Here is a 12,440-nt window from a genome sequence, read left to right on the forward strand (position 1 = left end):
GAGCACGTTCAATGTTTACTGACACTAGAATCATTAAACCTACATTTCATTTCGAATTTATTCACACCGGAAAGAACAGAGAATGGCTGTTTTTCCACAAAACATCAGCAACCGTTTGCTCTGATTGGTTCTTCAGCAACGCAAGCGTTTGCAGGATAATCGGCAGTTTTTGTGGGTGATTCGCTTGCCCTTGAAAACCATTGAGTGGCATATCAGGAGCATCCGTTTCTAGCACTAAACTTTCGATGGGGAGTGCCGCAATAGTAAGACGGGTTTTGTTGGCTCTTGGATAGGTAATAACACCACCCACGCCAATCTTAAAACCCAGTTCAATAAACTGGTTTGCCTGTTGAACGCTGCCAGAAAAAGCATGCAGCACTCCACCTTGGTTAAATTGATGCTTTTTTAACAGTTGTATTAAGCGGTTGTGCGCTTTGCGGCTGTGTAATATCAATGGAAGTCTGGTTCGTTTCGCAAGCTCTAGTTGCATTTCAAACATTGTTTCTTGCAAAGCAGGAGCAATATCAGTCGCAAAATCTAAGCCACACTCCCCCAGAGCCACGCATTGAGCTGGTTTTTGAAGTAGCTTTTGCTCAAGCTCGTCGATATCCGCAGGGGAAGAGGTTGATAAAAAACAGGGATGGAACCCGAGAGCAAAATAGAGTTCAGGATAACCGTTAGCAAGCTCGGCCACTCGTTGCCAGTTACTTGGACCAACGGCGGGAATCACTATTTTCTCAACCCCCTGCTGGCGAGCTAAGTGTAAATGGTGTTCAAACTCACGCTCAAAGATAGAAAAATCGAGATGGCAATGCGTATCAAATAAACGCAGCTTCTTATTCTCGCTCACGTTCTTTACTCTGAACAGGATCTTGACGATAAGGAACACAGCTACGTTTTTTATCTGGTGTTAAACCCATGTTCTCACACCAACGATCATAACGCGCAACCTGCTTTTTCAACCATTGCCACATAACCGCCTCTCTTACATCACTGCTCTTCGCGTTTAAAGACCAACTCAGTTGCTGATGACTCCTGTTCTACAAAATAGTAGCCAGCACTGTCAAACTGAGCCAATTGCTCTACAGAAGAGATTTGTTTATCGATAATGTAGCGCGCCATCATGCCACGAGCCTTCTTAGCATAGAAGCTAATGACTTTGTATTGCCCTTTCTTACAATCCTTAAATACCGGAGTAATGATGCTCCCCTTAAGCTTTTTCGGATTAACCGCTTTAAAATACTCGTTGGAAGCGAGATTAATCAACACATCATCGCCTTGCTCTTTCAGAGCTTGATTGAGTTTATCTGTAATGATATCCCCCCAAAACTGGTACAGGTTAGTCCCCCTCGGGTTACCCAATCTCGTGCCCATCTCTAAACGGTATGGTTGCATCAGATCCAGTGGTTTCAATACACCATACAAGCCAGAGAGCATTCTTAAATGCTGTTGTGCATGTTCAAATCCGGCATCCGATAATGTTTCTGCTTCAAATCCTGTATAAACATCCCCTTTAAACGCCAAAATGGCGGGACGTGCATTATCCAACGTGAAGGTTGGGCTCCACTGCGCAAAGCGAGCCACGTTGAGCCCAGCGATTTTATCGCTCACTTTCATTAACGCTGAGATGTCGGCAGGAGTCAATTGACGGCAAACATCGATCAACTGAGCTGAATGGTCAATAAGCTCCGGCTGAGTATATTTGCTTGTCACCAACGGGGATTCGTAATCTAACGTCTTGGCTGGGGAAACAACAATGAGCATAATTTTCCTTCCTTTCTATTCTTATTTTATGACTCACAGAGTACAAAAAAAGCCATGCGGTGTCTGCATGGCTTTTTCAATCTATTTAATCGTCAGTAACGATAACAGGCTATTTGTTGTTGTACCAAATACCATCTTCCAACTGAGATTTTAACTCAGGGTAATCATTAGCATCGAAGGTGGGAACCTTACCTGCGGCTAGCTGACGGTTATAATCTTTCGCGAGCTTAATCACAATGCCAGAGAGCAGAATGATCGCCACCAAGTTAACAATCGCCATTAACCCCATCGAGACATCCGCCATTGCCCATACGGTAGGCAAGGTCGCCAATGAGCCAAACATCACCATGGCAAGGAAAACAATACGGAACAACGTTAACCCTTTCTTATTGTTGTGCTCTAAGAAAATCAGGTTCGTTTCGGCATAAGAGTAGTTGGCAATAATTGAAGTAAAGGCGAAGAAGAAAATCGCAAAAGCAACAAAAATCCCACCCCAACTGCCCACTTGTGAGCTTAATGCGCGCTGAGTCAGCTCGATACCGGTAATTTCACCGTGTGGTACGTATTCACCCGACATCAAAATAATGGCGACGGTTGCTGAACAGATCACAATCGTATCAATAAAAACACCCAACATTTGCACGTAACCTTGAGAAGCAGGATGCGGCGGATAAGGCGTTGCAGAAGCCGCTGCATTAGGTGCTGAACCCATACCCGCTTCATTGGAAAACAGACCGCGTTTGATGCCGTTAATCATGGCTTGAGCAATCGCGTAACCTAAACCGCCTGCGGCCGCTTCTTGAAGGCCAAATGCACTTTTGAAAATAAGGCTTAATACGGCTGGTAGCTTTTCTATATTAGTGACCATGACAAACATCGCAATCGCTAAGTAAGCTAATGCCATGAAAGGTACAATCAACTCAGCGGTACGCGCAATTTTACGGATACCACCAAAAATGACGAAAGCCGAAATTGCAACGATGAAGATACCGACATACAGCGGATCAAATCCAAAAGCATTTTTCATAGCCCCTGCAATTGAGTTAGCTTGAACGGCATTGAATACTAGGCCAAAAGCAATAATCAGGAAGATGGAAAACAGCACACCCATCCAACGCATACCAAGGCCTTTTTCCATATAGTACGCAGGGCCACCGCGGTAGTTACCATCTTTGTCACGGGTTTTGTATAGCTGAGCCAACGTGCTTTCAGCAAATGAAGTCGCCATACCAAGCATAGCAATCAACCACATCCAGAAAATCGCGCCTGGACCACCCGCCGTTAAAGCAACGGCTACACCAGCCATGTTTCCCGTACCAACACGCGCAGCAAGGCTAGTACAAAGTGCTTGGAAAGAAGAAATACCGGCTTTATCTGCTTTGCGGCTGTTTTTCAACACACTAAACATGTGGCCGAAATGGCGAAATTGAATGAATCCTAGGCGAACGGTGAAGTACACACCAACACCGACTAAAAGATAAACAAGGATGGATCCCCAAAGTAAATCATTCATTAAATTGATTAAGTCTGTCACAAGAACCTCTCATAGAGTGATAGCGCTGACCTAAGCGAAAAGCTTCACGAAAAAATGCACATGCGGCGAGTCAACGTTCTAACCAGCATGTTTTTATCGATATTATGCAATGCATTTTATTCGTCCAAAAAGTGAGGAGTCTCAACTTTTGAAGGGGCAACGTATTTTTGACGGGCGGATAATGCAACCTGAAAGAACAAAAATCAATATGCAACAAGTTTAGTTAAAATGTTATTTTTCACTATAAAATCACCTTTGATTAACATTTAACAAACCAACACAGCAACAGATTGGCAACCAAAACAACCCAAACTGGAAACATTGAAAGATAAAAAACAACCATAAAAACCCAGTTGCACTCACTTAATCTCACCCCTTGAGAATAAAGGGCTAATCAGTTTCACCACTAAATCTTGCATAAATTTATGATAATTTTTTATTGAATGGTCATAAAACAACCAACTAGACAATTGTAAATTTTCAAAACAACATTTATTTAACATTTCAAAATGCAAATAAAATCGTTTGCGTCGCTTAACCGCTCCCTTTTTGTACTAAAGAATCCCACTGAAACTGTGAAATTCTGGTCAAAATCCAATAAAAGGTTCATCAAAAGGAAACAAATGAGAAACAAATCATAGCTAGGCTAGCGAAAACTGTGCTATCTAGAGAGCACGACATGGCGTAATAACAACAACAAGAGGTTGCTTATGGAAAGCTTGCAATTTGACGAAATGTTGGAAATGGAAATCACAAAACTCCGCTCTAGTCGCACTAAACCAGTAAAAAGAATGTGGCGAGAAATTGAAGCGATTCAGGATCAAAAACGGTTACAAAGAGAATTGATGGAAATGGATGTCTGCTTCGAGGCTGATCAAATAAAACTCTGAGTAAAAAGGCACTTCAACAGTGCCTTTTTTGTTTAACCGAATCAGCAGAGATTACTGGCACTCTTGTGCGGTTTGTCGAACTCGGTGAGCTAATTGTTGGTACTGCTCCGCAATTGTCTCACCAAATACTGGGTCATCTTCGGATTGTTGCCAGCTCGCCTCCACCGCTTGCCAATCAGTCACATTAAAGGTGCGGCTGATCAAGGGTAAAACCGATTGTTCTTCTAACTCCAGATGACGCTTCTGGGAAGAAATAAATGCATCAAGCTGCTCGATGAACACGTGCTGTGGTACAACAGCATCTTGCAAAATCATATCGACAATCTCTAGAAAAGCATGAGTTTTCTCAGAAAGTTCTACATGTTCTCTCGCTAAATTTTGAATATCATTATGTTGACCATAATGATCAATATAATAGTGATAGAGAATATCTTCTTTGGGGTGGTGTACTGACTCTGAATGCGTCGCCAAGTAGTCAATAATCTCTCTCACTAAAGAGTAGTTGATACTTTGTTCATTACTCAATTGCCGTTGTTTATCTCGCAAAATGGCAAGCAAACGCGCCATATACCCGTGTTCTCTACGGATCCTTTCAATCATCATTGTGCTTCTCCATTACACTTATTTTAGATAAGTGTATAAAAGCTTCAGCGTGCTTGTTTTGACCCTGCTCGAAAAAACATCAATTAATCACTTATCCAATACGGGTTGCCAATTCACAGGCGCTTTCCCCTGCTCAATAAGTAATTGATTAGTCTTTGAAAAATGTTTACAGCCCAAAAAGCCTCGATGCGCAGAAAGAGGAGAAGGATGCGGTGCTACTAATACATGATGTTTACTGCGATCAATCATGCTGCCTTTCTTCTGCGCGTGTGAACCCCACAACAGGAAGACAACACCTTCACGCTGCTGATTTACCGCCTCAATCACCCGGTCGGTAAAGGTTTCCCAACCAGTATTAGCGTGCGAATGCGCCATACCTTGTTCAACGGTCAATACGGTATTGAGCAATAGTACCCCTTGCTCGGCCCAACTTTTTAGGTAACCGTGCTGAGGAGTAACAAAACCGGGGATATCTTGCACCAGCTCTTTATAGATATTGACCAGTGAAGGTGGGGTTTTAACGCCGGGTAACACCGAAAAACATAACCCATGAGCTTGATTTGGCCCGTGATAAGGATCTTGTCCTAAAATCACAACCTTAACATCGCCAAATTCGGTAAAACGAAACGCATTAAACACGTCAGCAGCAGGTGGATAAATCACTTTCCCCGCCAGCCTTTCCTTTTCAACAAACGCTATCGTCTGTTGAAAATACTCCTGCTGTTTTTCATGGCCGATAACATCGTGCCAAGTCAATGATTGAGTCATAACAACGCTCTGCAAATTAACTAATTACAGCATTGTAACCATAAAAAGCCACCACTGCATGAGTCAATGTCACAGAGCTTTTGCCAGTTAATGTGATTTTTGTGGCGTTCGAGTATGCCCTTGACCGTTCACATGTCGGTTAGGTATAGGCAATCGGACTGGTGGTCGAGCTATTGATGGTGAACGTGAGATCATATGAAACATAGTGACATCCTCCTTCATTTTGACGCGGCTATGCCTTTGTCTTTATGAAAGAAAGATGCCAACTTATTTAAGATGCTACTGAATCTACTGATTGCGCGTGTAGATCTCTTAATGTTTGAATTTCTTGGGCCCAAATGTCAGGATCGATTGTCTCTAAAATCAATGGGATACCATCAAACCTTGCATCTTTGGCAATAAATTCAAAGCATGGCCAACCAATTTCGCCTTGCCCTAGAGAATGATGGCGGTCAACACGGCTGGCAAACTTTGCCTTTGAGTCGTTGATGTGCATTGCACGTAAGTAGTGCATTCCCACCACGCTATCAAACTCTGAAAAGGTTGCCTCGCACGCCTCAACTGTGCGCAAATCATAACCTGCAGTAAAAGTATGACACGTGTCAAGGCACACACCTACTCGCGATTTATCCTCAACTTGCTGGATAATTTCGGCTAAATGTTCGAAACGCCAGCCTAGATTCGTCCCCTGCCCTGCGGTGTTTTCAATCACAGCAACGACCTCAGGCACGGCTTGATGTGCAAGGTTTATCGATTCTGCAATTGTCGCAAGACATTCACTTTCTGAGACTTGTTTAAGGTGACTACCCGGATGAAAATTCAGAAGCGTTAGCCCCAGTTGCTGGCAACGTTGCATTTCATCAATAAAAGCTTCGCGTGACTTAGCAAGCTTATCGGCTTCTGGCGCGCCCAGATTAATAAGGTATGAATCATGCGGCAAAATGTGTTCACTTTTAAAACCAAGCATGTGGCAGTTAGCCTTAAAAGCGCGAATGGTTGCCTCTTCGAGCGGTTTAGCAACCCACTGGCGCTGGTTTTTAGTGAATAAAGCAAATGCATTTGCTCCAATTTCTCTCGCTCTCAATGGGGCTTGGTCAACGCCGCCAGAGGCCGATACATGAGCACCAATAAATTTCATTCCACAGCCCTGAATTCTATTTGTCATTAAATCACTTTGTACTTTCAACATTGGACTTCAATTGTCTGATTTTCTGTTACTTAGGTCAAACACGCGCTAAAAATGTAGTAAAATTACAACAAAACAATAAATAAAAAATATTTTATGTATTAAAAAAAAGTAGAACTCATTGTTTTTAAATGCTTTATTGATTTAAATCAATAAAATAAACCCCATATTATCAATGTTTATCGTTGTTTTTTGACCTAAATCAATATTAATTTTAAGGATATTAGCTATATAATAACCAACTCAACAAAGTTAGAAAATAAACACCAATAACGCCACTTAAGTGGACTAGGAGATAGTGATGATTCAAGGCATTCAAATTACAAAAGCAGCAAACGACAACCTACTAAATTCTATCTGGTTACTCGATAACGAAAAGAATGAAGCACGTTGCGTTGCCGCTAACGCAGGCTACCAAGCAGATCAAGTTATCGCGGTCAGCGACCTTGGTGAGTATGAAAGCCGTGAAGTTGCGATTGAAACAGCACCTCGCATCGAAGGCGGTCAGCACCTAAATGTGAACGTTCTTAAGCGTGAAACTCTTGAAGATGCCGTTGCACACCCTGAGAAGTATCCGCAACTGACGATTCGTGTTTCTGGTTACGCTGTTCGTTTCAACTCATTGACTCAAGAACAGCAACGTGACGTTATCGCACGTACCTTCACTGAGACGCTATAATCATAGCGTTGATGAGAATATTCATATCCAAAAATGGCGCTCAATGAGCGCCATTTTTATCGTTAGAGGAATATCATCCTGACTTCAATAAGATGAAATCAGGATCTCTTTAAGGCTGAACGCGTCTTAACACCGTTTTTAGAGCGTCAAAATCATTGTCTAACTCTTCAGAAAGCAACGCCATCACTGCATGTTTTGCAAGAGGAGCTGGTAATTCAATGTCAGTACCTAGCACATCGTCAACGACTTCTTTAAATTTGGCAGGGTGCGCAGTACACAAAAATAGCCCCGTTTCTCCCGCTTGTAACTGCTCATCCAAAACTCGATATGCAATGGCACCATGCGGTTCACACAAATAACCTTGCGCGTAAAGTTCACGAACTGAATCCGCACTTTGTGCATCAGATACCGCACCTTTACCTAAGGTATCTAGCCCCCAGCCCTTTAAGCGACAAAGCTCTTCGATGCGCGGCCAGTTGTTCGGCTGACTCACATCCATCGCATTCGATGTGGTCGCGATCGTGGGTTTTGGATCCCATTGACCCGTTTCTAAGTAACGAGGAACGGTATCATTGGCATTGGTTGCCGCGATAAAACGCTTGATAGGTAAGCCCAATGCTTTTGCCAACAGACCAGCGGTTAGGTTGCCAAAGTTGCCACTCGGTACGGAGATGACTAAGTTTTCACGCTGCGCTTTGCTTAATTGTGATGCGGCCTCAAAGTAGTAGCAAATTTGTGCCATTAAACGACTGATATTGATTGAATTTGCAGAGTTTAAACCGATCTCTTGGCGAAGCTTGGCGTCATCAAAAGCCTGCTTAACTAACGCTTGGCAAGCATCAAAGTCACCATTTATCGCGACAGTGTGAATATTGTTGCCCAGAGTGCAGAAGAGTTTTTCCTGTAACGGGCTGATCTTACCTTTAGGGTAAAGTATCACGACCTTGATATCGGGCATTCCATAAAAGGCATGAGCCACCGCAGCGCCAGTATCACCAGAAGTCGCGGTTAAAATGGTGATCTGTCCACCATTTGAAACGGCGGCCAGTGACTGCGCCATAAAGCGACCACCAAAATCTTTAAATGCCAGCGTTGGACCGTGGAAAAGCTCTAGAGCATAAATGCCGTCTTTCACTTGCTTAATCGGTGCTGGAAACTGAAAAGCCGCATCAACCATCGCATTCACTTGCTCTGCTGGTAATTCATCGCCAATTAAGGCGCTGAGAATTTTTGTACTACGAGAGATAAAATCTTCGGCTAGTAACGCGTCAATATCTTCAAACTGAGGCAACTCTGCTGGGAAAAATAGCCCTTGATTGCGTCCTAATCCTTGGCGTACGGCTTGGCCAAAAGAGACTTGTTCATCATTTTCTTTTATGTTGTAAAGCTTCATAGAGCACTTCCTGTAACGGTCGAGCCATTTTTGTCTAAGCGACAAATATGGACGAATCCTTCTTCATTTTGTACATAATGTTGTTCAAGCCAACGAGCAACTCGCTCGGCAACCTCTTTTTCTTTGCAAATACTGAACAGTGTTGGGCCACTGCCGGAAATGCCAGTGGTGAGCGCTCCGGCTGATGCAGCGTATTTACGCGCATCCGAAAAGCCGGGCAGAAGTTTCTCACGATACGGTTCAGCAATCACGTCTTTGATCAGTTTAGCCGCTAGCTCAGGCTGACCTGAGTGGCAAGCATGAATGAAACCTGCGAGATGACGGCCATGCGCAATGATGTCCTGTCGACGATATTGTGAAGGTAAGATCGCTCGCGCTTCGGCTGTGGAAACTTTAATCCCAGGATACGCCATCACCCAATACCAATCGTCAAAACAAGGCACTTCTTGGCTGATGATACCTAGCTCTTCAAGCATCAATTGCACGCCGCCTAAGTAGCAGGGGGCAACGTTATCATAATGTATACCGCCTGAAATTTTGCCTTCCATTTCGCCCATCAGCGCTAAAAGCTCGGTTTGATTAAGTGGGTTACCGTGAAACTGGTTCAACGCATCTAAAGCTGCAACAATTGAACAAGCACTCGAACCTAAGCCTGAACCAATCGGCATATTTTTTTCTAACGTCATTTGCAACGGCTTTACTGCAATGCTCTTTTTTTCAAGCTCTCTGGCAAAAACAAGCCAGCAATCGTAAACAATATTCTGCTTTGGATCTTCAGGCAGCTTGTCGACAAAGCGACCTGCTGTTTCGAGTACAAAAGGTTCGCTGCCCGCTTTAACTTCAACGCGATCCCCCAATAAACTGCCATCAATTGGCGACACGGCCGCCCCTAAAACATCAAACCCAACGCTCACATTACCAATTGAAGCTGGGGCATACACCACCACACTCATGTCACTTGAACTCATCAATTAAACCCCTAACTTCCAACCTAAGGTGCGCATCACATCAGAGAACACCCCTGCTGCTGTTACTTCTGTACCCGCCCCATAACCACGCAACACCAATGGAATCGGTTGATAATAACGGCTATAAAACGCCAATGCATTCTCACCATCTTTGACTTTAAACATTGGGTCATTTTCATCGACCACTGCAATTTTCACCTTGCATTGGCCCTCTGATATTTCACCAACATAACGTAATACCTTACCTTCGGCTGCTGCCTTAGTGGATAACTCTTGGAAATAAGCATCAGCCTGCGGCAAGCGCGCCATAAACTCTTCAACTGTACCCGAAATATCGAAACCCGGTGGCAAAGCAAGATCGACTTTTACATCATCCAGTTCTAAAGGCATTCCCGCCTCACGAGCTAAAATTAACAGCTTACGAGCCACATCCATTCCCGACAGATCATCACGAGGATCAGGCTCAGTGAAACCTTTGTCTTTAGCTAACTGCGTAGCTTGACTAAGTGTCATACCTTCATCCAGTTTGCCGAAAATAAACGAGAGAGAGCCAGATAAAATACCGCTGAATTTTTCCAACTCATCACCAGCGGCAATGAGATTTTGCAAGTTTTCAATCACAGGTAAACCAGCACCAACCGTCGTTTCGTACATCAGTTTACGGCGCGAGTTGCGCGCCACTTCACGCAGCTGGTGATAGTAGGCCATGCTTGCGGTATTGGCTTTTTTATTAGGCGTCACAACATGAAAACCCGCAGCCAGAAATTCGGCGTACTGGTTGGCAATCACTTCACTGGAAGTACAATCAACTAAGACAGGGTTAATGATATGGTTACGCTGCACTAGAGAGATAAGCCTTGCGAGGCTAAATTCTTCACTCGCGCTATGCATTCGATCACGCCAATGCTCCAGCGGCAAGCCTTCGCTATCCAGTAATAGTGCCTTACTATTCGCAAGGCCACACACTCGAATCACAATTCCTTTATCGGCTAGTTTGGCTTGCTGACGATGAATTTGGTCAACTAATTCGCCTCCGACACCGCCAACACCGACCACAAACACATCCAAGAAATGCTTAGAATTGAAGAGATTTTCATGACAAGCCTTGATCGCTTCTGAAATTTTATCTTCTGGAATCACCGCCGAAATAGCTCGCTCGGAAGAGCCTTGTGCAATGGCAACAATATTGACGTGAACTTCAGCCAGCGATGAGAAAAATTGAGAAGCCACTCCGCGCGAAGTGCGCATGCCGTCACCAACCAGAGTGACAATCGCAACGTCATCCATAAACTCGACAGGCTCAAGTAGGCCATCTTTTAATTCCAGTTCAAACGCTTCCGATAATGCTCTTTTGGCAAGGGCTTTATCTTGCGCCTCAATACAGAAACTGATGCTGTATTCTGAAGAGGATTGTGTAATCAGCACAATAGAAACGCCTGCGGCAGACATCGCGCCAAATACACGGCTGGCCATGCCGACCATGCCTTTCATGCCTGGGCCGGAGACGTTGACCATAGTCAAATTATTGAGTGTAGTAATACCTTTGATAGCCAGCTTATCTTCACCAGTATCTTGACCAATCAGCGTGCCTGCGCCTTGAGGGTTAAAACTGTTTTTGATAAGACACGGAATATGAAATTGTGCAATCGGTGCAATGGTTTTGGGATGTAACACTGACGCGCCAAAATACGAAAGCTCCATCGCTTCTTGGTAGCTGAGTGATTTTAATAAACGAGCATCCGCAACCAAACGTGGGTCACAGTTATAAACGCCATCGACATCGGTCCAAATCTCACAACAATCTGCACGTAAACATGCCGCAAGCACAGCCGCAGAGTAATCCGAGCCATTACGGCCTAGACAGACCAATTCACCCTTTTCATTACCAGCCGTGAAACCCGGCATAATATTAACATGCGCTTGCGGAAGTGGATTTTGTTTGAAATTTTGCGTGGAGATCTCAACATCGACCATTGCCTCAAGGTACTCACCTTTAGCAAAAAGATATTGTACTGGGTCAATCAATGCAGCCGCTTGTCCTTTTGCTTCAAGTACCGCTTTCATCAGTTGGATAGAAACTCGCTCACCTTTACTGATAATGCGCGCATTGACGTTGTCTGGGCACATACCGAGTAAATTAATGCCGTGTACAAATTGACGCAGCTGAGAAAGTGACGTTTTTACTTGATTGTCAAAAGCGGCCGAATCCACATTAGGCAATTGTGCTTTGATGCCAGCGAGTAGATCGAAAAATGAGAATTCAAGCTCCGCTATTTGGCGTTCTGCTTCGCCATTACGCAAAGCACTCTCAATAACTGCCACTAATTTATTGGTGGTTTTTCCCGGTGCAGAGAGCACAACGGCGACTTCTTCTTGCTGTACATTGTTAACGATGATATCTGCCGCCCTTAAAAAACGATCAGCATCGGCTAACGATGAACCTCCAAACTTTAATACTCGCATCCCTTCCTCCAAAACAGTTCAAATTGGTATAAAAAAAGGCCTGTATCTGGTGGGATACAGGCCTTTTTTGTAAAAACTTTTCGCTCAGCGGCCCGCCCCAACATGTGTCATGTCGGTAATAATAATGGTGGTTGTCATTACTACTAGGCTGCGCTGTAACATAGAAAAATTTAAATACTCGTGTGTTTAATT

At 43.9% G+C, this 12,440-nt stretch carries 13 protein-coding genes and 1 other annotated feature; of the genes, 2 read left to right on the plus strand and 11 right to left on the minus strand.

What is annotated here, in order from left to right; genetic code table 11:
* Window positions 1-61: 61 nt before the first annotated feature.
* The 4 genes from AACV12_RS05295 to AACV12_RS05310 all read right to left on the minus strand — a co-directional run bounded on the left by AACV12_RS05295 (window position 62) and on the right by AACV12_RS05310 (window position 3,298).
* Window positions 62-850: a TatD family hydrolase gene (locus AACV12_RS05295; RefSeq protein WP_170900013.1), complete on the minus strand. Its 789-nt coding sequence runs from the start codon at window positions 848-850 to the stop codon at window positions 62-64.
* A complete protein-coding gene (locus AACV12_RS05300) occupies window positions 837-974 on the minus strand; it encodes a DUF5363 family protein (protein ID WP_013856121.1) in 138 nt (45 codons plus the stop codon). The genes AACV12_RS05295 and AACV12_RS05300 overlap by 14 nt, the downstream gene beginning before the upstream one ends.
* Before the next feature lie 16 nt (window positions 975-990).
* Window positions 991-1,764 (minus strand): peroxide stress protein YaaA, encoded by a 774-nt coding sequence (gene yaaA / locus AACV12_RS05305; protein WP_026027382.1) that lies wholly within the window; start codon window positions 1,762-1,764, stop codon window positions 991-993.
* Window positions 1,765-1,873: 109 nt separating this feature from the next.
* Complete coding sequence (locus tag AACV12_RS05310; RefSeq protein ID WP_013856119.1) at window positions 1,874-3,298, minus strand: alanine/glycine:cation symporter family protein; 1,425 nt, start codon at window positions 3,296-3,298, stop codon at window positions 1,874-1,876.
* 710 nt (window positions 3,299-4,008) lie between these two features.
* Between AACV12_RS05310 and AACV12_RS05315 the strand changes: the two genes are divergently transcribed.
* Window positions 4,009-4,188, plus strand: coding sequence for a DUF3545 family protein (locus tag AACV12_RS05315; protein WP_010318284.1), 180 nt, complete (start codon window positions 4,009-4,011; stop codon window positions 4,186-4,188).
* Window positions 4,189-4,239: 51 nt separating this feature from the next.
* Here AACV12_RS05315 and AACV12_RS05320 read toward each other — a convergent pair whose 3' ends face one another.
* The 3 genes from AACV12_RS05320 to nfo all read right to left on the minus strand — a co-directional run bounded on the left by AACV12_RS05320 (window position 4,240) and on the right by nfo (window position 6,748).
* Entirely contained in the window at window positions 4,240-4,791 is a 552-nt protein-coding gene (locus tag AACV12_RS05320) for a hemerythrin domain-containing protein (protein WP_017047477.1), read from the minus strand.
* Window positions 4,792-4,878: 87 nt separating this feature from the next.
* The gene (ung, locus tag AACV12_RS05325; RefSeq protein WP_026027958.1) at window positions 4,879-5,559 is read right to left on the minus strand and encodes a uracil-DNA glycosylase; all 681 of its coding nucleotides are present in this window, start codon (window positions 5,557-5,559) and stop codon (window positions 4,879-4,881) included.
* A 271-nt stretch (window positions 5,560-5,830) separates the two neighbouring features.
* Complete coding sequence (gene nfo / locus AACV12_RS05330) at window positions 5,831-6,748, minus strand: deoxyribonuclease IV (RefSeq protein ID WP_088732823.1); 918 nt, start codon at window positions 6,746-6,748, stop codon at window positions 5,831-5,833.
* A 298-nt stretch (window positions 6,749-7,046) separates the two neighbouring features.
* Between nfo and grcA the strand changes: the two genes are divergently transcribed.
* On the plus strand, window positions 7,047-7,424 hold the full coding sequence (gene grcA, locus AACV12_RS05335) for an autonomous glycyl radical cofactor GrcA (RefSeq protein ID WP_026027385.1): 378 nt from the start codon (window positions 7,047-7,049) through the stop codon (window positions 7,422-7,424).
* A 109-nt stretch (window positions 7,425-7,533) separates the two neighbouring features.
* Here grcA and thrC read toward each other — a convergent pair whose 3' ends face one another.
* The 4 genes from thrC to thrL form a co-directional block, all read right to left on the minus strand.
* Complete coding sequence (gene thrC, locus AACV12_RS05340; protein ID WP_170900014.1) at window positions 7,534-8,817, minus strand: threonine synthase; 1,284 nt, start codon at window positions 8,815-8,817, stop codon at window positions 7,534-7,536.
* On the minus strand, window positions 8,814-9,770 hold the full coding sequence (thrB, locus tag AACV12_RS05345) for a homoserine kinase (RefSeq protein WP_026027386.1): 957 nt from the start codon (window positions 9,768-9,770) through the stop codon (window positions 8,814-8,816). Before thrB ends, thrC begins: the two co-directional genes overlap by 4 nt.
* Before the next feature lie 18 nt (window positions 9,771-9,788).
* Entirely contained in the window at window positions 9,789-12,248 is a 2,460-nt protein-coding gene (gene thrA / locus AACV12_RS05350; protein ID WP_026027387.1) for a bifunctional aspartate kinase/homoserine dehydrogenase I, read from the minus strand.
* A 29-nt stretch (window positions 12,249-12,277) separates the two neighbouring features.
* Window positions 12,278-12,395: a sequence feature (Thr leader region), on the minus strand.
* Window positions 12,333-12,410 (minus strand): thr operon leader peptide, encoded by a 78-nt coding sequence (gene thrL / locus AACV12_RS05355; protein ID WP_100208354.1) that lies wholly within the window; start codon window positions 12,408-12,410, stop codon window positions 12,333-12,335. It overlaps the preceding feature by 63 nt.
* Window positions 12,411-12,440: the final 30 nt, after the last annotated feature.

Source organism: Vibrio sp. 2-2(8), assembly GCF_963888495.1.
Lineage (GTDB): Bacteria > Pseudomonadota > Gammaproteobacteria > Enterobacterales > Vibrionaceae > Vibrio > Vibrio anguillarum.

Coding starts and splice junctions, on each gene's coding strand:
- thrL (WP_100208354.1), bottom strand. CDS start 12,410: ATGTTACAGCGCAGCCTAGTAGTAATGACAACCACCATTATTATTACC.
- ung (WP_026027958.1), bottom strand. CDS start 5,559: ATGACTCAATCATTGACTTGGCACGATGTTATCGGCCATGAAAAACAG.
- thrC (WP_170900014.1), bottom strand. CDS start 8,817: ATGAAGCTTTACAACATAAAAGAAAATGATGAACAAGTCTCTTTTGGC.
- thrA (WP_026027387.1), bottom strand. CDS start 12,248: ATGCGAGTATTAAAGTTTGGAGGTTCATCGTTAGCCGATGCTGATCGT.
- thrB (WP_026027386.1), bottom strand. CDS start 9,770: ATGAGTGTGGTGGTGTATGCCCCAGCTTCAATTGGTAATGTGAGCGTT.
- nfo (WP_088732823.1), bottom strand. CDS start 6,748: ATGTTGAAAGTACAAAGTGATTTAATGACAAATAGAATTCAGGGCTGT.
- AACV12_RS05300 (WP_013856121.1), bottom strand. CDS start 974: ATGTGGCAATGGTTGAAAAAGCAGGTTGCGCGTTATGATCGTTGGTGT.
- AACV12_RS05320 (WP_017047477.1), bottom strand. CDS start 4,791: ATGATGATTGAAAGGATCCGTAGAGAACACGGGTATATGGCGCGTTTG.
- AACV12_RS05315 (WP_010318284.1), top strand. CDS start 4,009: ATGGAAAGCTTGCAATTTGACGAAATGTTGGAAATGGAAATCACAAAA.
- grcA (WP_026027385.1), top strand. CDS start 7,047: ATGATTCAAGGCATTCAAATTACAAAAGCAGCAAACGACAACCTACTA.
- yaaA (WP_026027382.1), bottom strand. CDS start 1,764: ATGCTCATTGTTGTTTCCCCAGCCAAGACGTTAGATTACGAATCCCCG.